Annotated in this window: 18 protein-coding genes and 1 riboswitch; of the genes, 12 read left to right on the top strand and 6 right to left on the bottom strand. The window is 45.0% G+C overall.

What is annotated here, in order from left to right:
• Positions 1 to 6 precede the first annotated feature (6 nt).
• From ABJ384_RS15530 to ABJ384_RS15480, 11 genes are all read left to right on the top strand, one after another.
• Positions 7 to 1,359, top strand: a complete 1,353-nt coding sequence (locus ABJ384_RS15530; protein ID WP_349929824.1) for an MFS transporter — start codon at positions 7 to 9, stop codon at positions 1,357 to 1,359.
• Positions 1,360 to 2,126: 767 nt separating this feature from the next.
• A riboswitch (guanidine-I (ykkC/yxkD leader) is annotated at positions 2,127 to 2,244 on the top strand.
• 30 nt (positions 2,245 to 2,274) lie between these two features.
• Positions 2,275 to 3,006, top strand: a complete 732-nt coding sequence (locus tag ABJ384_RS15525; RefSeq protein ID WP_349929823.1) for an urea amidolyase associated protein UAAP1 — start codon at positions 2,275 to 2,277, stop codon at positions 3,004 to 3,006.
• Positions 3,007 to 3,020: 14 nt separating this feature from the next.
• A complete protein-coding gene (locus ABJ384_RS15520) occupies positions 3,021 to 3,683 on the top strand; it encodes an urea amidolyase associated protein UAAP2 (RefSeq protein ID WP_349929822.1) in 663 nt (220 codons plus the stop codon).
• Between the two features lie 3 nt (positions 3,684 to 3,686).
• On the top strand, positions 3,687 to 7,292 hold the full coding sequence (gene uca, locus ABJ384_RS15515; protein ID WP_349929821.1) for an urea carboxylase: 3,606 nt from the start codon (positions 3,687 to 3,689) through the stop codon (positions 7,290 to 7,292).
• Positions 7,293 to 7,380: 88 nt separating this feature from the next.
• The gene (locus ABJ384_RS15510; RefSeq protein ID WP_349929820.1) at positions 7,381 to 8,760 is read left to right on the top strand and encodes a PIN-like domain-containing protein; all 1,380 of its coding nucleotides are present in this window, start codon (positions 7,381 to 7,383) and stop codon (positions 8,758 to 8,760) included.
• A gap of 89 nt (positions 8,761 to 8,849) precedes the next feature.
• Positions 8,850 to 9,125: an antitoxin gene (locus ABJ384_RS15505; RefSeq protein WP_349929819.1), complete on the top strand. Its 276-nt coding sequence runs from the start codon at positions 8,850 to 8,852 to the stop codon at positions 9,123 to 9,125.
• Positions 9,088 to 9,354: a type II toxin-antitoxin system RelE/ParE family toxin gene (locus tag ABJ384_RS15500; protein ID WP_349929818.1), complete on the top strand. Its 267-nt coding sequence runs from the start codon at positions 9,088 to 9,090 to the stop codon at positions 9,352 to 9,354. Before ABJ384_RS15505 ends, ABJ384_RS15500 begins: the two co-directional genes overlap by 38 nt.
• 579 nt (positions 9,355 to 9,933) lie before the next feature.
• Positions 9,934 to 10,059, top strand: coding sequence for a hypothetical protein (locus tag ABJ384_RS15495; RefSeq protein WP_277343580.1), 126 nt, complete (start codon positions 9,934 to 9,936; stop codon positions 10,057 to 10,059).
• A complete protein-coding gene (locus tag ABJ384_RS15490) occupies positions 10,052 to 10,504 on the top strand; it encodes a ribbon-helix-helix protein, CopG family (RefSeq protein ID WP_086194862.1) in 453 nt (150 codons plus the stop codon). The genes ABJ384_RS15495 and ABJ384_RS15490 overlap by 8 nt, the downstream gene beginning before the upstream one ends.
• Positions 10,501 to 12,309 carry an allophanate hydrolase gene (gene atzF / locus ABJ384_RS15485; protein ID WP_349929817.1) on the top strand — a complete coding sequence of 603 codons (1,809 nt, stop codon included), beginning with the start codon at positions 10,501 to 10,503 and terminating at the stop codon, positions 12,307 to 12,309. Before ABJ384_RS15490 ends, atzF begins: the two co-directional genes overlap by 4 nt.
• The gene (locus tag ABJ384_RS15480; RefSeq protein ID WP_180043759.1) at positions 12,306 to 13,328 is read left to right on the top strand and encodes an ABC transporter substrate-binding protein; all 1,023 of its coding nucleotides are present in this window, start codon (positions 12,306 to 12,308) and stop codon (positions 13,326 to 13,328) included. The genes atzF and ABJ384_RS15480 overlap by 4 nt, the downstream gene beginning before the upstream one ends.
• 79 nt (positions 13,329 to 13,407) lie before the next feature.
• Here the strand turns inward: ABJ384_RS15480 and ABJ384_RS15475 are convergent, their stop codons facing one another.
• From ABJ384_RS15475 to ABJ384_RS15450, 6 genes are all read right to left on the bottom strand, one after another.
• Positions 13,408 to 13,737, bottom strand: coding sequence for an SMR family transporter (locus ABJ384_RS15475; RefSeq protein ID WP_180043757.1), 330 nt, complete (start codon positions 13,735 to 13,737; stop codon positions 13,408 to 13,410).
• An 8-nt stretch (positions 13,738 to 13,745) separates the two neighbouring features.
• Complete coding sequence (locus ABJ384_RS15470) at positions 13,746 to 14,627, bottom strand: hypothetical protein (RefSeq protein WP_349929816.1); 882 nt, start codon at positions 14,625 to 14,627, stop codon at positions 13,746 to 13,748.
• Positions 14,624 to 15,631 (bottom strand): 2OG-Fe(II) oxygenase family protein, encoded by a 1,008-nt coding sequence (locus ABJ384_RS15465; RefSeq protein WP_349929815.1) that lies wholly within the window; start codon positions 15,629 to 15,631, stop codon positions 14,624 to 14,626. The genes ABJ384_RS15470 and ABJ384_RS15465 overlap by 4 nt, the downstream gene beginning before the upstream one ends.
• A gap of 76 nt (positions 15,632 to 15,707) precedes the next feature.
• Complete coding sequence (locus ABJ384_RS15460) at positions 15,708 to 16,589, bottom strand: ABC transporter ATP-binding protein (protein WP_349929814.1); 882 nt, start codon at positions 16,587 to 16,589, stop codon at positions 15,708 to 15,710.
• Positions 16,589 to 17,533 carry an ABC transporter permease gene (locus ABJ384_RS15455; RefSeq protein WP_166171746.1) on the bottom strand — a complete coding sequence of 315 codons (945 nt, stop codon included), beginning with the start codon at positions 17,531 to 17,533 and terminating at the stop codon, positions 16,589 to 16,591. Before ABJ384_RS15455 ends, ABJ384_RS15460 begins: the two co-directional genes overlap by 1 nt.
• Positions 17,534 to 18,366: 833 nt before the next feature.
• A complete protein-coding gene (locus tag ABJ384_RS15450) occupies positions 18,367 to 20,712 on the bottom strand; it encodes a DUF1989 domain-containing protein (protein ID WP_349929813.1) in 2,346 nt (781 codons plus the stop codon).
• Positions 20,713 to 20,871: 159 nt separating this feature from the next.
• Between ABJ384_RS15450 and ABJ384_RS15445 the strand changes: the two genes are divergently transcribed.
• Complete coding sequence (locus ABJ384_RS15445) at positions 20,872 to 22,053, top strand: ATP-binding protein (protein WP_349929812.1); 1,182 nt, start codon at positions 20,872 to 20,874, stop codon at positions 22,051 to 22,053.

The raw sequence follows: 22,053 nt of genomic DNA, 5'->3' as shown, positions 1-22,053 counted from the left end.
ATAGATATGAAACCCGGACAAGAATTACATGCTCAAGCTAAAAAGCCTTCACACCGTTTGGCGGGTATATCTAGTATGGTGGGTACCACCATTGAATGGTACGATTTTTTTATTTACGGTGCTGCGGCCGCATTAATTTTTAATAAACTCTTCTTTCCTAATCTAGATCCATTGATGGGGGTCATGGCTGCATTTGCGACTTACGCCGTTGGCTTTATTGGTCGGCCTCTGGGAGGCATTGTGTTTGGTCATTTTGGAGACAAAATTGGCCGTAAAGCCATGTTGTTGACTACGCTGATTATGATGGGTATTCCCACCGTTCTCATCGGTTTATTGCCGACCTATGAAAGTATCGGCTATTGGGCGACCGTGTGTCTGGTTATCCTACGCTTTATTCAGGGTATGGCCATGGGAGGAGAATGGGGCGGTGCCGTTTTAATGGCAGTTGAACATGCACCTGAAGGAGGCAAAGGATTTTGGGGTAGCTTACCTCAGGCCAGTGCGGGTGGTGGACTCATGCTCGCATCAATTGCTCTGGGATTGGTGTCTATGTTGCCAGAAGCCAGTCTATTCAGTTGGGGGTGGCGAATTCCATTCCTTGCCAGTATTGTCCTACTGGGCGTTGGCTGGTATATACGGGTCAAAGTGCCAGAATCCCCCGATTTTGAAAAAGTGAAAGACCAGGTGCAAGAGATTAAAGTACCGGCTTTGCAAGTTTTCAAAAATCATCCTCGAGAGCTTTTAACCATTATCTTTGCTCGTGCCGCTGAGAATGCATGGTTCTATATTGCTTCTACTTTCGCCCTCGCCTATACCACCACAAAACTGGGAATTCCCCGTCAAGACATTCTATTTGCCACGATTTGTGGAGGTGGCTTGATTATGATTATGACGCCTTTATTTGGACATCTCTCAGATAAGGTGGGTCAAAGAAATATGTTTATGTTTGGTCTGGTGGTTCTAGCACTCTATTGCTATCCATTTTTTAGTATGTTGGATACAAAAGACCCACTCTTGGTCTGGACTGCAATCGTATTGGCCATTGGTGTAGTTTTCCCGCTCATGTATGCACCGCAATCCCAGTTGTTTGCTCGACAATTCCCGACCGAAATTCGATATAGCGGTATTTCAATTTCTGTGCAGTTTGCCGGAGTCATTGGCGGAGGCTTAGCTCCCTTAATTGCAACTAAGCTTTTGAGTGTGGGTGGGGGGAGTCCTCATTTGATTATTAGCTATATTATAGGCATGGCTATATTTGCGATTTTCTGTACATGTTTTATGAAGCGTGACAAGTTTAGTATTCCCCACTCCAAAGTGACGGTAAAAAACGCAACAGAAACCGATTTATCCAGTCTTTAATATGAATCAAATTGAAGTCATTTAATAATGCAGCAATGATGAAATGGATATCTCTTTCGGTTTTGGAAATAATTTGGCCAAGACTGAAAGAATAACGATCCGGATGATTTCCATCAGTTTCGTACAAGAAAATACAGATGATTTTCAATGGTTTAAAGAACAGCGCCAGAAGCAAAGAGATCAAGCCTTTATGCTTTTTGATAAAAGGTAGCGCAGGCTTTCGGCCAATTAGGGATAAGATGCCTAAGTCCATTCAAAGCCAGTAAAACAACCCATTAATCTTCTTGCATCAGCAGATTCATTGAGAAATGGGCGAATATCGCATTCGACTTGAGTATGTAAATGCTAAATTAAACATTTTCAGAATTTTTGCTATACCTTACCGTAATCGATGTAAAAGGTATGGGTTTAGGCCTGAATTTGATGGTTGCAATTTACAGCACGGAAATGATTAAAAGAGATTTTTGCAATAGATTTAATAGAGAATCTCGAAATCAATGATTTAACCTATGCTTCATCGTAGAGCATCTATTTATCATCTGCTCGAAGTCAAGACAACAATCCCGAGTCATTGTCATCGTTTTTGGACCTTGAATATATTTAACTTCGCTAAGGTTATGCAAGTTTTATCTCATTAATAGAACAACAGCTTTTATTGCCAAGTTCTATGTCAACAACAATTCTAGAATCTAAAGATTGATGCCAGTATTACAAATATAAAAAATCGTAATACTAAACTGGCACGTCATTTGCATTTATCTATCCATCATAAAGTGATCTAGGGTTCCGGCAGTTATTTGCAAAAATACTGTGTCTGAGACCGAGAGTTCACGGCTTAGTTTTGATAAAAACAGAGCTACACGGAGGGATAAAAGCCCGGGAGGTTGGAACAAAAACCTTAGAGAGGTCAAGCACATGGGCGACTATCATAACAATCAGACTTTATGGACTGAAATCCTGCCAGGCGGGCATCACTGGTCGGGCCGCATTCAAAAAGGCGCAATTCTACAATTCAAGGCACTGGGGGCCAATGCCAACGTTTCCCTGTTCTGTGTTAATGCTGAAGATAAGCTGGAACGCTACAACATGCCCGACAGTCTAAAAGGGCAGCATACCACATTTTTAAGCACCGGCCATGTGCTGTATTCAGATCTCGGCCGGGTCATGGCATCGATTGTCAAAGATGAGCATGGCTGGAATGATGCTTTATGCGCGCCAAGCACCAAAGTACAAATTGAAAAACAGTTTGGAACCAAAACCTTTCAAGATGCACGCAATGACATGTACCGCAATGGCCGTGACAGCTTGCTGTTAGAGATGACCAAATTTGGCTTATCGACTCAAGATTTAAGCGCTACGGTGAACCTGTTTTCTAAAGTTGTGCCAAATGATATGGGTGAGCTGTCTTATGTGGCATCGGACCATAGCAATCAGATTATTGAACTGCGTTTTGAAATGGACTGTCTATTATTCCTGTCTGCAGCACCCCATGCCTTAGATAACAGCGCTGAGTATCGACCTGCCGATATTCAATTGTCATTGTTCAAAGCCAATACTTTAGCCGAGACCGATATTTGCCGTGATTCATGCCCGCAAAATCAGCGTGCTTTCCAAAACAATAATCGTTACTACGCACTCAGCGTTTAATCGGGGGAATCATCATGACTGCATTAGCTAATTTAGAAAATGGTTTAGAAAAATCAGTATTAAGTGAAGTCTGTCCTGCCGGTGAAGCGTGGATGTGCGAAGTCAAGAAAGGGCAGTATTTCCGTATTGTCGACCTGGAGGGCAACCAGGCGGTGGATACTTTATTTATTTCAGCAAGAAATCCTGAAGAGCGTTACAGCGCAACCGATACGCTTGCGATCAATAAACAGATTTATCTAGAAAAAGGCAGCACGCTTTATACCAATTTTGGCAATGCGATTGCGAAAATCCAGGATGATAACTGTGGCCGCCACGACACTTTAGGCGGTGCATGTTCATGTGAAAGTAACAGCGTGCGTTATGCACATGACAAATATCCAATGCACAGTTGCCGTAACAATTTCATGATGGCGTTGTCTCAGCATCCGATTGCCAAAAAGCATGGCCTGAATGTGCGTCATATTGGTCCAAATATTAATTTCTTTATGAATGTGCCGGTGACCGCAGATGGTCATTTGAAATTTGATGATGGCATTTCTGCACCCGGTAAATTTGTCGAGATTCAAGCAGAAATGGATCTGATCGTACTGATTTCAAATTGCCCGCAACTGAATAATCCCTGCAATGCCTATAACCCAACCAAAATTCAACTGATCATCCGTGAAGGTGAGGAGTAAGCCATGTTCAATAAAGTCCTCATTGCCAACCGTGGCGCGATTGCCTGCCGCGTGATCCGTACTTTAAAAAAATTGGGCATCCAGTCGGTTGCAGTGTATTCAGAAGCCGATCGTGATTCCTTGCATGTCACACTGGCCGATGAAGCGGTATATCTTGGTGAAGCAGCGGCCAGTCAAAGCTATTTAAATGTTGAGAAAATTTTAGACATTGCCAAACAGACCGGTGCACAGGCCATTCACCCGGGTTATGGTTTCCTGTCTGAAAATGCCGAATTCTGCGACCTGTGTGAATCTCAAGGTATTGCCTTTATTGGTCCAAACTCCACACAAATGCGTAAGTTTGGCCTGAAACACACCGCACGTGAACTGGCGATTCAAGCCAAAGTGCCATTGCTGCCGGGCAGTCAGTTATTGGCAGATGAAGCGGAAGCGCTGACTGAGGCTGCGCGTATTGGCTATCCGGTGATGCTAAAAAGTACCGCAGGTGGTGGCGGTATCGGCATGCGTCTGGTCTGGAATGAGACTGAACTGAAAGATGCTTATGCAACGGTGTCTTACTTAGCCCAAGCCAATTTTAAAGATGCAGGTTTATATCTGGAGAAATTTGTACAAAACGCCCGTCATATCGAAGTGCAGATTTTTGGTGATGGCAACGGACAGGTCCTTGCACTGGGGGAGCGTGATTGTTCAGTACAGCGTCGTAACCAGAAAGTGATTGAAGAAACCCCTGCACCGCATATCAATGATGAGCAACGTGCCTATATCCAGAATGTTGCGATCCAGCTGATGCAATCAGTGAATTACCGTTCGGCCGGTACGGTTGAATTCGTGATGGATACCGATACGCAGGAATTTTACTTTCTGGAAGTGAATACCCGTCTGCAAGTCGAGCACGGCGTGACCGAGCAGATCTTTGGCGTAGATCTGGTGGAATGGATGGTGACCCTGGCCAGCGGCGACTGGACAGCCCCAAGTGAAAAACTTGAAGCCAAAGGTCATTCTATTCAGGTGCGTCTGTATGCCGAAGACCCGATCAAGAACTTCCAGCCCAGTGCAGGTTTACTGACCCATGTTGAGTTTGATGCCCAAGCTCGCAATGAAACTTGGGTAGAAACCGGTTCAACCGTATCGTCTTTCTACGATCCGATGATTGCCAAGATCATTGTCACCGCAGCTGACCGTGAATCTGTGATTCAGACGATGACCGAAACGCTGGCAAAAACGCAGGTTGCGGGGATTGAAACCAATCTGGAATATCTGCAAAACATCATCGACTGTGAGGTGTTTAAAGCCGGTACCCAAACCACACGTTTTTTAAATACCTTTGCATGGAAAACCAAAAAAATTGAAGTGCTGCAAGCCGGTATTCAGACTGCTGTGCAGGATGTCACTGGTCGTCTCGGTTACTGGGATGTCGGTGTGCCACCATCCGGTGCGATTGATCCATTGTCACTCAATGTCGCCAACCAGTTACTCGGTAATGCAGCGAATACCGCAGGGCTGGAATGTACCCTGCAAGGCCCAACACTGAAATTCCATTGTGATAGCCAGATCGTACTGGCCGGTGGGGATATGTCCTCTACGCTTGATGGTGTAGAGGTGCCAATGTGGCAAACGGTGAATGTAGGTAAAGGCCAGATTTTGAAATGTGGCAAAATCGCCACAGGTTGCCGTACCTATATCGGCATCAAGGGCGGTCTGAATGTCCCGAAATATCTGGGTTCACAAGCGACCTTTACCTTGGGCCAGTTTGGTGGTCATGCCGGGCGTAATTTACTGATTGGCGATATGCTGCCAATTACGGCATTTACATCTAATGAAGTAAAAGCTCTTGCACCTGAACAAGTTCCGACTTTTAGTCAGGAATGGGAAATTGCGGTGATGTATGGCCCACATGGCGCGCCGGATTTCTTTACCCAAAACGATATTGATACCTTCTTTGCCAACAGCTTTGAAATTCACTTTAACTCCAGCCGTACAGGGATTCGTCTGATTGGTCCCAAACCGGAATGGGCACGTCAGGATGGTGGTGAAGCCGGTCTGCATCCTTCCAATATTCATGACAATGCCTATGCCATTGGTGCCATTGACTTCACCGGGGATATGCCGATTATTTTGGGTCCAGATGGACCAAGTCTGGGGGGGTTCGTCTGTCCAGCCGTAGTGATTAATTCAGAACTGTGGAAACTCGGTCAGCTGAAAGCCGGCGATAAAGTCAAGTTTGTCCCTGTCAGCTACCACCAAGCAAAACTTTTAAATGAAAAATATCATGCACAATTAAAAGCTTCTGACACCCAAGCTGTGGCATTTGATGAATCATTTTACCCTGAAATCAGCACCTTAAAGTCGGCGATTTTGGATACCTTAAAAGGTCAAAATGGTCTACCGGATGTGGTGTATCGTCCTGCCGGCAATAACTATATGCTGGTGGAATATGGCGAGCTGGTGCTGGACCTGAACCTACGTTTCCGTATCCATGCACTGATGCAATGGGTACAGAAACAGAATATTGCCGGCATTATTGACCTGACGCCGGGCATCCGTTCACTGCAAATCCATTTTGATTCGATCCAGCTGGATCAGCTCGACCTGCTGCGTCTGTTGCAAGTCGCTGAAGCTGAACTGCCGGATGTGACAGCAATGCAAGTGCCATCGCGTACCGTGTATCTGCCACTGGCCTGGGAAGATTCTCAAACCCAACTAGCAACTGAACGTTATATGCAAACTGTGCGTCCAGATGCGCCGTGGTGTCCAGACAATATCGAGTTTATTCGCCGTATTAATGGCTTAAAAGATAAACAAGCCGTGAAAGATGTGGTCTATAACGCAAGTTACTTGGTGATGGGCCTGGGCGATGTGTATTTGGGTGCGCCTGTGGCGACACCGCTTGATCCACGTCAGCGTCTGGTGACCACCAAATATAACCCGGCACGGACCTGGACACCTGAAAATGCCGTGGGGATTGGCGGTGCCTATATGTGTGTCTACGGCATGGAAGGCCCGGGTGGTTATCAGTTTGTCGGTCGTACTACGCAAATGTGGTCACGCTACCGTAAAAATGCCGACTTTGAACAAGGTAAACCGTGGTTACTACGTTTCTTTGACCAAATTAAATTCTATGAAGTCTCTGAAGCGGAACTGATGCAGATGCGTGAAGACTTTAAAGCGGGACGTTTAAAACTGCGTATTGAAGAAGGTGTATTGAACTTAAAAGAATACAACGACTTCTTAACGGAACATCAGGAATCGATTTCAGCATTTAAAGAAGTGCAACAAGCGAACTTTGATGCAGAACGTCGTCGCTGGCATGCAGCAGGTCTTGCAGAATATGTGTCTGAAAGTCTGGACGCTGTCGATGATGGAGAAGGGGTTGAAGTGCCTGAAGGTGGCTGTGCAGTAGAATCACATATGCCGGGTTCAATCTGGAAAATTGAATGTGCTTCGGGTGATATTGTGGAAGAAGGCGCAACCTTGGCCGTGATTGAAGCGATGAAGATCGAGATTCCAATTATTGCGCCTGAGCGTATGCGTGTAGATGCGATTACCATTGAGAAAGGGCAAACGGTGAAAACAGGACAGGTGTTGTTTACCTTGGCACCAGTGGCTTGAGAAATAGAAATAAAAAAGACCGCTTAGGCGGTCTTTTTAACTCACTTTAATGTATAATACCTTGAAATAATTTTAATTTTTACTTGATATGAAGTCTATATTTTCTTGTTTTTATGAAGAGCGTAATGATTCAGAATTAAAAAGAATTTGGACAGATGAGAAAACATTATTTGTATTTGATACAAATGTTTTGTTAGGTTTATATAGTTTCCAACCTGAAAATAGAAGTGATTTCTTTAAAGCTCTTGAACTACTAAATGGGAGAGCATGGATTCCTTATCATGTAGGTCTTGAATACCAAAGAAATAGACTGCAAATCATAAAAAATAGAAGAAAGTTTTTTACAGAAATGAAGAAAAGAGCTGATGAACTTTCTCATACTATTAGTTTTGATCAAAAATTATTTACAACTTTTCAGAATGAGTTTTCACTAATAAAAAATTTTCCAACTGTTAATTCAAAAATCCAAGACATACAACAGAATATTAAAGATAAAATTGATACTTTGAATGTAGAATTAAGAAAAAGTATTACTGAGCTTAAAGTCGAAATTACATCTCAAGACAAAGATGGTATTTTTTTAAATTCTGAAGATATTGTTAGAAATCAAATTGACGATTTTTTTACAAATGAGAAAGTTGGTAAAAATATCTTTGATACACAAGATAAATTGAATAATTTATTTCAAGAAGGTGAAGATCGCTATAAAAAAGGAATACCACCGGGATTCGAAGATGCAAAACAAAAAGGTGAAGATGTCTTTTATTTCTCAGATTTAGAATATAAAAGTAAGTTTGGTGATTTAATAATATTTAAGCAGATAGTTGATTATGCAAAAGAAAAAACATTAAAAAATGTAATTTTTATCTCTGAAGATACTAAATCAGATTGGCGCATTAATGAAGAGTTTGAAGGTAAGAAAATACTTGGCGCAAGAGTTGAACTTAAAAATGAAATATATGATGAAGCTGGGGTTGAACATTTTAGTATTTTAAAAATTGATGAGTTTTTAACAAAGTCTAAAATTTATTTGAATGTTAATATTGAAGATAGCTCAATTCAAGATATTAAAGACTCACTAAAATTTAAAGATAAAAAATTTATAATTAAATTTGATTTAACTAAAGAGCATGATAACAATGAATCAATAAAAATTGGTGAAGCCGATAAATTTATTGAATTTTTGAAATATAAAAAATTTAAAGATGATTTTGTAAAGTCTGGTAATATTTATTACGATGATCTAGTCGAAAAAAAGAAAGCTTTTGAAAATAAATATGGTGAGTTTAATGAAAAAAAATTCATAGAAAATATGTATTTCCTGAATGAAAATCTATCTGAAGAAGATAAGCAAAAATTAAGAGATAAGATTCTTAGAAATATCCTTTCAAATAAACGTTACATAAATAAAAATTTAAAAAATGATGATGCTTTAGAGCCGAATGAAAATGATATAGATGAGGAATAGTTTTAAAAGACCTAATAACAGGTCTTTTAAAAGATCTTTAAATTGGTTATCATTTGGCTATTGTTTACATATCCAGGACATCGACCAATATGAACAATATTATCCACTCACGCTTTGTTGCAAGCGTTTCAGACCTGAAAAAGAACCCAATGGAAGTGGTCAACAACGGCTTTGGTGAAGCAGTCGCAATCCTAAACCGAAACAATCCAGCATTCTATTGTGTTCCTGCGGATATGTATGAACGCCTTATGGATTTAATTGAAGACAAAGAATTGCTCAAACTTGCAGAAGAAGCTGAAACTGAAGAAACCATAAAGGTAAGCCTGGATGACCTACGAGCTAGAGTTCACAAAAATCGCGTTTAAAAAGTTTGATAAGCTGAATCCGCAAATAGCAGAACAGTTTATCCGTAAGCTCGAAACTATTTTGGAAAATCCCAAGATTCCCAAAAACAAGCTCAGTTGCTCAGTAGACCTATATAAAGTAAAACTCAGATCCGCAGGCTATCGCTTGGTTTATCAAGTGATCGACTCAAAAGTTATTGTGCTTGTTCTGGATGTAGATCGGCGAGATACCATTTATAAAAATATGTAAACAAACCGCCTCTTGGCGGTTTTTTTTTAAATATGCTTATGATCTAAGAGCCAAATCCCCCAAGCCACCACAGCTGGAATCAAAATCCACGAACTCATTGGTAAAACACTATGACTGCGCAACCCAAGACTACACAGCACAATTTTATATTTTAAATGACATCGTTTTGGTGAAAATCTGATCAATCTTGGCGCATAAACATTTGATCAATATTTTTAAGCACTTTTTATTTTAATAAATAACTGTTTTTAGATAATTTTATTTATAAGAACTAAGCTGGCATGCTTTCTGCTTTTATTTACATGACAGATAAACAGAGGAGAGCCATTTACTTGATCACTCAACCATACTCATCGGTCAACCCATCATGTATAAAAAAAATAACTGTACATGAAGAATAAAAGCAATCGAACCGGTGAAATCATCAATAACCCCCTGATTTAAAACAGGCCCCAGCTCAGCGTACTGGGGCTTTTTTTTAGCCGTTTTTATTTTATCCCGTCGTTACAATTGGCACGCTTTCTGCATTTTAGCAAGTAATACGAAATTCCAGTTTTGTAATACCTGTAGGAGATGCACATGAATCATCCAGACTCGAATAAAAAGCTGCATCCATGGCTGAAATTTTTAGTTGAGCTTTTAAGCATACGTGCCGGACTGCATTTACAGCAATCCGCACAGCAGAAGGAATACCACCGTGGCTAAACAAAAATTGGCACGGATTAGTATCACCCTGCCAGAAAGCACGCTTCAAGCACTCGATCAAAAGATTGTCGAGCAACATTACGAAAGCCGTTCTCAGGCTATTCTCGACATGATTAACCGCTATTTGATTGACGATCTGGTGGCACACGATGAAGTGATGGTCGGCACATTGACGCTGGTCTATGACGTCAGCCTCAAGCCGCTGCGTTCCCAGCTGGTGGACCTGCAACAGCAATATCTGGAACAGGTGATCAGCTCGCTGCATATCCAGCTGGATGATGAAAAAGTCCTGCAGGTGATGCTGATGCAGGGCGTGAGCAGTGACCTGAAAGAAATTAGTGAACAATTTATTGCATTGAAAGGGATGCTCAAAGGGCACCTGGAACTGATGGATGCCGTGATGCCTCCCATTCCCCAAAATACCAATAAAGGAGTATTGTCATGAACACTTTATGGACCATTCAGGACTGGCAGAATGCTTACCAACAGCAGCAGATCCAGTTACAGGACCTGATCTCTTATGTCGCATCGTTTAACAATGACGATCATGCCTGGATTTCCATTGCCACCGAGCAGCAACTACAAACCCAAATTGATACTCTAAAGGGTAAATCCGTAGCAGACCTGCCACTGTACGGTATTCCATTTGCGGTGAAAGATAATATTGATGTGGCCGGTTTTTATACCACGGCGGCTTGTAAAGAAGCTACTTATCTGGCCAGCCAGGATGCAACAGTGGTTGCCAAGTTGAAAGCGGCTGGTGCGATTGTGGTGGGTAAAACCAATCTGGATCAGTTTGCAACCGGTCTGGTCGGTGTACGTTCTCCATACGGTGCAGTGAAAAATAGCTTTCATCCGGACTATATCAGTGGCGGTTCAAGTTCGGGTTCATCTGTGGCGGTTGCTAATGGTCTGGTGCCCTTCAGTTTGGGCACCGATACCGCAGGTTCGGGCCGTGTGCCAGCAGGACATAACAATATTGTGGGGCTTAAACCGACCAAGGGCTGGTTCTCAACTTCGGGGCTGATTCCGGCTTGCCGTACCATTGATGTGATTTCAATTTTTGCCTTGACGGTGGATGATGCCTGGCAAGTAGCCCAGATCATGCAGGGTTATGATGAGAACGATGATTATTCCAGATTACATCCTCAGAATGTGCCTACCCAGTTTTCCAAAGGCAAAATTGCCATTCCGGCACAGCTGGAATTTTATGCAGATGCAGAATCGGAAAAAGCCTTTGAACTGGCGATCGCTCGTGCCAAACAGCTGGGCTATGCGGTCGAAGCGATTGATTTCAGCATCTTCAATCAGTTGGCTTTGGCTTTATATAACAAGGCCTGGGTCGCAGAGCGTTGCAGCGCCGTAGAGAAAATGGTCTCGCGTGAGGTGACCCATCCGGTGATTCACCAGATCATCAGTCAGGCGGACAACTTCAACGCTGTCGATATGATGCAGGCGGAATATGAACGTGCCCAGCTGGCGCGCCAAATCAATCTGGCATTGGCGGACTTTGATGCCTTGATGGTGCCTACCGCACCGACCATTTACAAGATTGCCGATGTGGAAGCAGATCCACTGGTTAAAAACAGCCGCATGGGTGCCTATACCAATTTTGTCAATTTTGCCGATCTGTCAGCCTTGGCACTGCCAAATAGCATTCGTGCCGATGGCCTGCCAAGCGGTGTGACCTTTATTGCTCCCGCCTGGATGGATCAGGCCTTGGCCAACTTTGCTCAACGCTGGCAGCAAGCGACCGCTTTAACGATGGGGACTTCGCAAAAAACTTACGCTCCAACAATGCCGATTCAATCGCAGCATTCGGTCAAACTCGCAGTCCTAGGTGCACACCTGACGGGTATGCCGTTGAACTTCCAGCTGACCACACGTGGCGCAACCTTGCTGCAAACCACCCAGACCGCCGCCAGTTATAAACTGTATGCCTTGAAAAATACCACACCGCCTAAACCGGGCCTGCAGTACAGCAGCACAGGTCAGAAGATTGCAGTCGAAGTCTGGGATATTCCATTTGCCAACTTTGGCCAGATTATTGCGGAAGTGCCGGCACCGCTTGGTATTGGCAATGTTCAGCTGGCAGATGGCCGTTGGGTCAAAGGCTTTATCTGTGAAGGCTATGCGCTGGAAGATGCCACTGACATCAGCCATTTCGGTGGCTGGCGTGACTTTATTCAATCAAAACAACCTTCAAACACACGTTTTAAATGTAATTGTATAGGGGAAATCGCACCATGATGAAAAAACTAAGTTTGGCCGCATCAATCTGTGGCGCCATTTTATTGAGTGGCTGTGACAATACGGCTAAAGTGCCAGAATCAGATGCCAAGGCAGGCGCTAGTGCCCAAACCCAGCCGATCCGTATTGGTTATAGTGACTGGCCGGGCTTTGTGGCATGGCAAGTGGCCATTGAAAAAGGCTGGTTAAAAGAAGCTGGCGTAAATGCCGATTTTAAATGGTTTGACTATTCGGCTTCATTGTCTGCTTTTGCTGCAAACCAGCTGGATGCGGTGATGGTCACCAACGGAGATAATCTGGTGACCGGTTCAGGTGGTACCAAAGGCGTAATGATCATGGCAACCGACTATTCGGCGGGAAATGACGTCATTATCGCTAAACCGGGGATTAATACGATTCAGGAACTGAAAGGCAAAACAGTGGCGACTGAAAAAGGTCTGGTCGATCACCTGCTGCTGTCGACTGCACTGGATGATGCCAAAATCAAGCTGAACGAGGTCAAGCTGGTCAATACCATGACCAATGAACTGCCTCAGGTCTTTAATACTCCAGATATTGATGCGATTGCCGTATGGCAGCCGGTCGCCAATCAGGCTTTATCTGCCGTTGCCGGTTCAAAGATTATTTTTAGTTCTAAAGATAAAGCCGGCCTGATCTACGATACCCTGACGGTGAATCCAGCACATTTGCAAGCCAACCAGGAACAATGGAAAAAGCTGATCCAGGTTTGGGATAAAACGGTAAAATATATTAATGATCCGGCGACTCGTGAAGATGCGGCCCGGATCATGGCTAAACGGGTCGGAGTCGATGCCAAAGCCTATATGCAGTTTATCGAGGGGACGCATCTGTTGGACTTAGAGGCGAACAAGAAAGTCTTTACCAAAGGCAATGGCTTCGATTCGATCTATGGTTCCAGCTACCATGTCAATAAATTCAATGTGACCAATGGCATCTACAGCACTGAAATGAATGTCGATGCTGTCATTGTGCCGACATTGGTACAAGAGCTGAAATAAAGCCAGATCTAGTGCATAAAAAAATCCCCAGTCTGATCAGACTGGGGATTTTTTTATGGTCAGATAAACATCAAAAAAATTAAAGTTCAGTGCTTTTAGAAAACACATTGATAAAAATAATACCCATGATCATCAATGCCAGTCCGATCAGCGCCGGAAGATCCAGGTGCTGTTTAAACACCAGTAAGCCAACCGTTGAAATCAGGATAATGCCGGCACCGGACCAGATCGCATAAGCAATGCCCATCGGAATGGTTTTCATGGTCAGTGACAGGAAGAATAGCGCAACGGCATATCCAAGAATGGTGGCCAGAGATGGCCAGAGCACACTAAAGCCATTGGAGGCTTTCAGGGCAGAAGTCGCAATGACTTCTGCAATGATGGCAATCGACAGATATAAAAAAGCCATATTCCTCCCTATACCACCCGTGCTGCATGATGCATCAGGTGATCCTGCTCTGACTTCAGCCAGTGTTCCGCTTCTGCCGTTGTCGCAGTGCTGTGCTGAAACTCGTAGTCAGGGTGATACATATCTAGCGCAAAAATCAGGTCGATTTCACGACCATCCAAAATTACATGTTGAACCAGACGGGTTTCATCAAGAATTTCAAAGTTGTCCAGATTAAAAGCTTTACCGGCTTCACTGGAGCGGGTGCTGTACGTTTTAGTTTGACCATCCGTGCCGATCGAGACTTCAAAACTTTCAATTAAAGCAAAAACAGTTGGATCAACCGCTTTTAAATCCATTGCAGCAACTGTGCTTTGTACATCGGACAAACGGGTCAGGGCATAGGCCATATGATTGCCACAGATAATCAGGCCACCATCCATTTCCAGCTTTTGTCCTAACTGGACATCAAGTGCTGATTGAAGTCGCAGGCCTAAAAACACACCGCGTTGTACCTGCTGGCGCCAGTCTTCGACATAAACATTGCTGGGAGAGAATTCCAGAATGCAGTTGCCAATTGCATGCAGCTTTGCCGGCTCAGGCCATTGCACATGGTTCTGGTAATTGGCGTAGTCAGCGACCTCCCAGGACAACAGCTGCTTGGATTCATCCCATAAGGTATTGCCAATCCAGCCCTGACGGTCTGCGACGGGTGTGCCATTCTGACTTTTCAGGCGCAGATCAATGCTAAAGCTGCGCGACTGAAACCAGTACACAATGGTGTTTTCATCGGTCAGGCCATTAAAGAAGCTGATGCTTTTGCGCCGGAAAACACCGTATAAAAAGCTCGGAATGACTTCGTGCTGGCGGGTTGTCGGTGTTAAAGTTTTGAGTATTTCAAACAGATTCATGATGCTACCTCCGGCTGTTCTTCAAGGCCAAAGGAGGACAGCGGGACCGCATTTTTCAAGACCAGTTCACCGGAAGCGATACGTTGTTTTAAATAATGAAACGTTTGTGCAGTCTGGTTAAACAGATGTTCGCCACCAATTAGAGTAGCATATTTGCAATCTTCAGTTTGAATGACCGGTTCAATCACGGTGTCATAGTTACAGGCACAAAACAGCGGAAAAGAATAACGTTCTTCAGAAACCTTTTTCACCCGATGCTTGGTTGCCAGGTATTGACCATTGGACAGAATTTCCATCATGTCACCGATATTCATCATCAGGGTATTTTCAATCAGGGGAATGTCGATCCACTCACCGGCTTTATTCAGTACCTGCAAACCGGGTGCAGTGGGTAGCAGCAAGGTAAAGCATTCATAGTCGGTGTGTGCGCCAATCCCTTCAGCATCTTTAACTTCGGGATTATAGGGATAATGGATTAGGCGTAACTGGCTTGGGGCATCGGTAATTTTTCCATCAAAAAAGTCTTCTTCGATGCCCAGTGCCAGGGCAAAAGCAGCAAAAATCTGCTGGCTGATCTCACGCAGATGGCTATAATATTGACTGACCACCGCCTTGAAATTGGGGGCTTCCGGCCATAAGGTTGGGCCAAGTAACGGACAATTCGTTTTAGGTCCCTGATAGTCATAATTGACATCATAAGCTTCTTTTAGGTCATAGCTATTCCCGGCAAACTGTTCTTCACCGATGGGCACATAACCACTATGGTTACTGGATTGACCAATATAGTGCTGCATCTTGGTCTCCAGATCCTGTGAAAAATAGGATTGGGCAATTTCAATCAGGGCTTTGGCATAGTCAAAATTAAATTGGCGACCTTGCAGATAGAGAAAGCCAACCTCTTTGCAGGCCTGATTCAGAGCATGAGAAACTTCAAGACGGTCGGCCAGATGTGGACTTTGCAGTTTGGAAATATCAACAAGAGGGAGTACATATGGGTCTTGCATGGCAATCACCTTAATTGTTGGTCGTCCAACACAACGATTACCACCTTTGGGTCGTCCCAAAGGTGTTTTAACCTGATTATTTGCTGGTGCTCACTTTAGTCAGACGCGGAATCTCCGGCAGATCCGCCAGTGCAGGATCCAGTTCATCTTCCTGAGCATGCACCAGGTGATCGACATGCTCACGCAGCTGTTTAAATTCCGGCGTCAGCATCAGATCGGGATGACGCGGACGTGGCAGATTCACTTCGATAATTTCCTTGATCTCACCTGGATTGGCTTTCAAGGCCACAATCCGGTCGGCCAGCAAAATCGCTTCATCCATATCGTGGGTCACGAAAATGATGGTGATGTCGATGTTCTGCCACAAATCCATCAGGTGACGCTGCATTTTCTGGCGTGTATGCGGATCCAGCGCACCAAAAGGTTCATCCATCAGCAAGACCTTGGGTTCATTGACCAGCGCACGGGCAATTGCGACACGCTGTTTCATCCCGCCAGAAAGCTGATGCGGATACTGGTCCTGATATTTTTCCAGACCAATGATATTGATCCATTCACGTGCCTGCGCTTCGGCTGAGGCATTACTTTGGCCTTTCATTTTTGGGCCAAACATGACATTTTCTTTGACGGTTTTCCATGGGAACAGGGTATAGCCCTGAAACACCATGCCACGTTCCGGACTCGGACCGGTAATCGGCTGGCCATCGACCAGAATCTCACCACTGCTATAAGGGTCTAGCCCTGCCACTACACGGCTAAAGGTCGATTTACCACAACCGGAAGGACCAATCACACAGATAAACTCACGCTTATGAATTTTGAGATTCAGGGCATTTAAAACCGTACGTTCAGTTTTGCCATGACTGAATTTTTGTGTCAGCTGTTTCGCTTCCAGAATCACCGGACGGCTATAAATCTTGTCAAAGTATTCGCGGGTATTAAATTCAGGGTTTTGCATTAATTTGCTCCCGGTTTCCATTTAAATAGGCGTTGTCCCAGTTTCATTAAAAGCACATCACACAGCAGACCAACCACCCCAATGATCAGGATCGCGGCAAAGACATTGTCAAAATTCTGGTAACGGGCTTGCTGGGTAATGAACCAAGTAATCCCCGAGGTACTGCCGATCAGTTCAGCCACGATCAGATAGGTCCATGCCCAGCCGAGCAGGACACGCAGATTGCGGTAAATTTCAGGAAGGGCCGCTGGAATGACCACATGAAACAAGCTTTTCATCTTATTGGTGCCTAAGGTAAAACCGGCTTCAATCAGGCTACGGTCCACCAGACGTGTGGTATTGGCAATAATCAGGATTTGCTGGAACAGGGTGCCAATAACAATGATGGCAATTTTCGGTGCATCATTGATCCCTAAAATAGCCACTGCAAGTGCACCAAAGGCCGGGGCAGGCAGGTAGCGGAAAAATTCAACAAAAGGCTCGGTCAGCTGGGAAATTTTATGAGAGAAACCACATAAAATACCGAGTGGAATCCCGATCAGCGAAGAAATAAAGAAAGCACTAAAAACCAGTTTGATACTGTGCCACAGGCTTTCATGGAACCAGGGTGCATTGGCCTGTGCAGGTTCAGTGGTGAATGCCGTGACCAGGGCAATCGCCACTTCATGCGGCGCGGGCAGATAGATCGGATTCACCAGAATCCCTTGCGGTGGAGCCAGACCTTGATCTAGCGCAGACTGGGCGGCAGAGAAAAAGACGTCTTTATCAATCCGACTACCGACCTGTAAATAGTTCACGCTGCCTGAATCGGCAATCTGGACTTGTGGATGCCAAATAAAAGGTAAATAGCTGACTGCACACCAAATCAAGACCGGTATTAAAAAAGACCCCAAGCCAAACAGGAGTTTATTTCTTTGACTGAGTTCACGTGCAACGTAACCCATAGTGTTGCCCCTCAATATTACAATTTTTATAAAACGTAATACTGATTAAGCAAAATGGGTGCCAAAATTATTGTTTTCATTCACTGGACTGCTGGAAATAGCCTAAGCTGAAATAAACTGATGCTTAAATTACGCAGAATGCCACCTTTTATATCGGACAAAGGCTTGAGAATCGGGGATGTTGTGCCGGCCATGATCTGGTATGACTTTAGTCCCTGGTTAAAAAACATGGGAACTAAAATCAGCTGGCTCGGATAGATGGGTAAGGAGCTAGCCTCAACCATGATCTAACTTAATGGGTGGCAAGTACCAGAGAGCAAGTATTGAAAGCTTTTAAACATGCAGTTAAAAATAACGTAAAAACCAAAAAATGGAAGAATTTATAAAAATTTATTCAGATACATAGCGATTGTTGGCTCATCATTTCTCTACTTTTGCTATGTAAACAAATTGCAGTAAATAAATTAGAAATAGACATTCTGCTTAACCTAAAGACACAGGTATCTACACATCTTTCTCGATCCTGAAAATGTATTTCTCTATTTTCTCTAACTCATCAACTGAATATTCTGAAGCTAGCTGGAAGGTATCAGTTTACTGAATAAGGCACATGACCTACCAGAGTGGGAGCTTGCAGTTATCACTACCGGGGATATTTCGCCTTTAAAATATTTGTATAATCCTGCTATAGCCGCATAAAGACTCAGGGTTAAAGCACCGCACCCTCTAGAAAAATGCAGCGCGGGTTTCATGTTCAGGATGGCTGTTCAGCAGTAGCAATGTTCAGCTTTAAAGAGCACCCAACGGCTAAGCAAAAATGATGGGTTGGATAATCAGCTTTTTACTTTTAACCTTTGCGGATCATAAAAAGGCAACTCCACCACTTTGGCTTTCAGGCGTTTTTTAAGACCATCCAGTTGTCCAACTTCGACAGCGGTGTCTGTTAGGGCATACTGCGGTGCAAGGCGGCACAGGGCAATCTGTTGCTGCAGCAAAGGGGAGTTGGCTGCACTGGTCACCACACCCACAGGAAAACGTCCGACATAGACCAGATCGCCATGCTGGACCGCTTCATTGCCCTCCAGCACCAGGCCCATCAGTTTATGCCGGCTTTCCGGCGTCTGATTTTTCATGGCCTGTTTACCGATAAAATCTTCTTCCTTGGTTTTCATTGGTACCGTGAAACCAATGCCGGCTTCATAGGGATTGGTTTCGGCTGAAAACTCATGCTGTGCAAAGATTAACCCGGCTTCTATGCGCAATAAATCCAGGGCATCAAAACCGAGCGGAGCAATCTCATATTGTTGACCTTCCTGCCAAACGGCATCCCAAAGCTGTTCGGCATGGCTAGGATGACACCAGACTTCAAAGCCCAGCTCACCGGTGTAACCGGTGCGTGATACCATGACCGGAATACCGTCTGTACCGCCCAGCTTGCCGAGGGTAAAGTGGAACCATGCTAATTTTTCTACGCTTGGCTGATGTTCAGGCGTCCAGATCAGTTGCTGCAACAGCGCACGGCTGTGTGGACCTTGCACTGCAATATTGTGAATATGCTGGGATGAATTGCGAATGCTGACTTTATAGCCATGCTGCTGTGCCAGCTGTTTCAGCCAGGTTCCTGAATATTCATCACCGCAAATCCAGCGGAAACAGTTTTCACCCATGCGGAAAATCGTGCCGTCATCCACCATGCCGCCGGTTTCCAGACAGGAGGCCGAGTAGGCAATTTCACCCACCGCCAGTCTGCGGATATTACGGGTCAAGGCATACTGCATAAAAGCTTCTGCATCTGGGCCAGTAATTTCAAATTTGCGCAGTGCGCTTAAATCGATCATGGCGACCCTTTCACGGCAGGCCAGATATTCCGCTTTGGCACCCCAGCCATCGTATTCATTGGCAATCCAATAGCCGTGGTACTCACTAATTTTTGAAGTAAGCGCTTGGATGCGCGGAAAAAATCCTGATGCTTGGGTCATGCGCGGCAGTTCCTCGGGGTCAATTCGATAATGCTGGGAGCGGGGAAAATGCTGATCCTGATCATAAATCCGGACCAGAATATCCGTCGGTACCCAGCCATTGGAAGGATCAATATCGTCAGGGCAGGCAGATGATGCACAGAGCAGATCACGGTGGGCACGCAGCAGGACATAATCTCCCGGTCTGGACCACGGTTCTGCCATACTGATTGCACCGCAAGGTTCAACAAAGGTGTTGTAAAACAGGTTAATGGCAGGCCATGCATTGCGGCTTTGGATGCCAAAAGGCTGCAGAACTTGGTTAAAATTATCGGTGCAGGAAATATGGCCAAAGTAGCCGGAATCGTTATAGAACTTCGGACTGCAGGCACTCAGGAACATATCGTGCCGGCCCACGGTGTCTTGAACCACTTCGGCCAGTGCTTGCAGATCTGAGGCAAAAAACTTAGAGTGCAGCCCGGGAGCCGGGGTGGCATGCCCCAAAATGGTCCGGGTGGCCATGGCATCCAGACCCAGTTCTTGGCCCTGGGCCAAAGCCTGGGCATCAAAGGCCAAAAAATCGGAACACTGCTTGCCCGACAAGTCGATAATTTGAATCCATTGTCCTGCTTTAACGCTATACGTCCGTGCTGAAGCGCGCGGTATCAGAATTTCCTGCACCGGTTTGGCTAAAGGCTGTGGCAAATAATAATGTACGGGCTGGGCTTTAAATAGCGTCACTGGCACTTCATCTATGCAGTACTGCTGCTGTACATTCATGTCCAGGCCGGTATTGAACACGATGACTTGAATTGCCGCCGATGCCTGAAAAATGTTCTTTCCAGGGCTGTTCAAGGTCAGCGCCTGCTCCAGCCAGTCAGGCTGTATCGCATGTTGTGCTAACTGCTGTTTCAGGCGCTGGCTAGAGGCGCTGGCCTGATTTAACTGCGCATGTGTAGCCCGAGCACCATTGGCCACCAGGTGGGATTCGGCCTGTAGTACCTGTAGCAATTCTGGCTTAAGCTGCTGTTCTGTATTGAAAATCAGTAGATCAATACTCTGTTGTTCAGGTAAGTCAAATTGAATGCGATCACCCGCATCCAGGTCAAAAATGTGCATGCACTGTGCATCTGCGCGAAAATACAGTTCATGGATTGGCTGCTGCAGATGAATATATTCATCTGTCACTGCAGTGGCTAAAGCTGAAGTAAGCGTTCCCATAGATGAGCCCAAAGCGTCCCGCTGGTTCTGATGCTCTTCATTTCACACATATTCTGCTGGCACAGCAATTTCTCCAGAGGTATACCCTGAATAGGGTAGTGCTGGATGTTGGCATGATTCCTGCTCAAATAATTTAACTGTAAAGAATAATTCAGCAGCATGGCGCATCTTGCGAGTGAAGTGATGAATGACGGCAAAATAGAGACAGAGCGGGCCATAAACCAGGCAGGTGATTTAGATCAGACCCAACGGCTGCTTCGCCAGCGTGAATTGACGCTGTTTTATCTGCAGGCCAAATTAAAGCTGATGCAGATTCAGGATACCAAGGCCGAATTGCCACTTTTTCTGCAATGGCTGAAACAGCATTTTCCTGTGCCGGACTTGCCGGAATATTGTCTGGTGATGTGCTATCCCTTCACTCAGGAATGTTTCATTTTTCATGCCTTGGCGCAACCGCTGGCGCAGTCTGAGGTACGTCTGCTCCAAGAGCAGCTGCTACCGCGTTCTGTAGCGGTGATGCAGCAGGATGTATCTCTGCTGCTGGGGCAGCATGATTGCCTCCCGCTGTTTACCGGACAGAATTTTGCAGTCTGGCGGGTCTATTTAAACTATTCGGCAGCCCAGCCGGTGGAAGCGGAGCTACTGCAGCAGCTGGATCAGGCTTTGGAATCGGGCTTTCAGGAACGCGCGCTACAGCAGGAGCGCATACAAACCATATTGCAGCAGGAGCGGCGTGATTTTTCGGCTGACTTACATGACAGCATTGCGCAAATTATTGGATTCTTAAGGTTGAAATCCGCGCAGCTGAACCAGCAATGCAAACAGCAGCCTGGCTATGCAGCGCTGCTGGAACAGACCGAGGAGCTGGCGGCTTATACCCATTATGCTTACCAGCAGGTGCGTGAATTAATTACCGCCTCACGCTTAACCTATCAGGAACTGGATTTTTTCACTGCGCTGAAAAAAATTATTGCCGAATTTGAACATCAGTCCAGTGTGGCTTTTGAACTGGATAACCGTGTCCCACAGCTGAAAGTCAGTGCCAGACAGTCGGTACAGTTGCTTTATATCATCCGTGAAAGCCTGAGCAATGTTGTGCGTCATGCCCACGCCAGTACAGCCGTCATTTCTGTAAAGCGCAATTTCACTCAGCAGCTGCACATTCAGATTGCAGATAATGGCCGCGGCATACAGGCAGGGCGGAAACGGCCGGACAGTTTCGGACTGGAAATTATGCAGGAACGAGCCGAACGGATTGGTGCTGTGCTCAGTATCCGCCCGAATCGGCCCTGCGGCACCTGCGTTGAACTGATATTAGACCTGAGCACTGGAGGGAAGTGA

This window comes from Acinetobacter sp. A1-4-2 (assembly GCF_040233925.1).
GTDB lineage: Bacteria > Pseudomonadota > Gammaproteobacteria > Pseudomonadales > Moraxellaceae > Acinetobacter.
Note: the sequence above shows the minus strand (reverse complement) of the source record. Positions and strands in the feature narration are given on the sequence as shown.

Coding starts and splice junctions, on each gene's coding strand:
- atzF (WP_349929817.1), top strand. CDS start 10,501: ATGAACACTTTATGGACCATTCAGGACTGGCAGAATGCTTACCAACAG.
- ABJ384_RS15500 (WP_349929818.1), top strand. CDS start 9,088: ATGACCTACGAGCTAGAGTTCACAAAAATCGCGTTTAAAAAGTTTGAT.
- ABJ384_RS15455 (WP_166171746.1), bottom strand. CDS start 17,533: ATGGGTTACGTTGCACGTGAACTCAGTCAAAGAAATAAACTCCTGTTT.
- ABJ384_RS15470 (WP_349929816.1), bottom strand. CDS start 14,627: ATGAATCTGTTTGAAATACTCAAAACTTTAACACCGACAACCCGCCAG.
- ABJ384_RS15505 (WP_349929819.1), top strand. CDS start 8,850: ATGAACAATATTATCCACTCACGCTTTGTTGCAAGCGTTTCAGACCTG.
- ABJ384_RS15445 (WP_349929812.1), top strand. CDS start 20,872: ATGGCGCATCTTGCGAGTGAAGTGATGAATGACGGCAAAATAGAGACA.
- ABJ384_RS15480 (WP_180043759.1), top strand. CDS start 12,306: ATGATGAAAAAACTAAGTTTGGCCGCATCAATCTGTGGCGCCATTTTA.
- ABJ384_RS15475 (WP_180043757.1), bottom strand. CDS start 13,737: ATGGCTTTTTTATATCTGTCGATTGCCATCATTGCAGAAGTCATTGCG.
- ABJ384_RS15450 (WP_349929813.1), bottom strand. CDS start 20,712: ATGGGAACGCTTACTTCAGCTTTAGCCACTGCAGTGACAGATGAATAT.
- ABJ384_RS15525 (WP_349929823.1), top strand. CDS start 2,275: ATGGGCGACTATCATAACAATCAGACTTTATGGACTGAAATCCTGCCA.
- uca (WP_349929821.1), top strand. CDS start 3,687: ATGTTCAATAAAGTCCTCATTGCCAACCGTGGCGCGATTGCCTGCCGC.
- ABJ384_RS15460 (WP_349929814.1), bottom strand. CDS start 16,589: ATGCAAAACCCTGAATTTAATACCCGCGAATACTTTGACAAGATTTAT.
- ABJ384_RS15530 (WP_349929824.1), top strand. CDS start 7: ATGAAACCCGGACAAGAATTACATGCTCAAGCTAAAAAGCCTTCACAC.
- ABJ384_RS15495 (WP_277343580.1), top strand. CDS start 9,934: ATGAATCATCCAGACTCGAATAAAAAGCTGCATCCATGGCTGAAATTT.
- ABJ384_RS15520 (WP_349929822.1), top strand. CDS start 3,021: ATGACTGCATTAGCTAATTTAGAAAATGGTTTAGAAAAATCAGTATTA.
- ABJ384_RS15510 (WP_349929820.1), top strand. CDS start 7,381: ATGAAGTCTATATTTTCTTGTTTTTATGAAGAGCGTAATGATTCAGAA.
- ABJ384_RS15465 (WP_349929815.1), bottom strand. CDS start 15,631: ATGCAAGACCCATATGTACTCCCTCTTGTTGATATTTCCAAACTGCAA.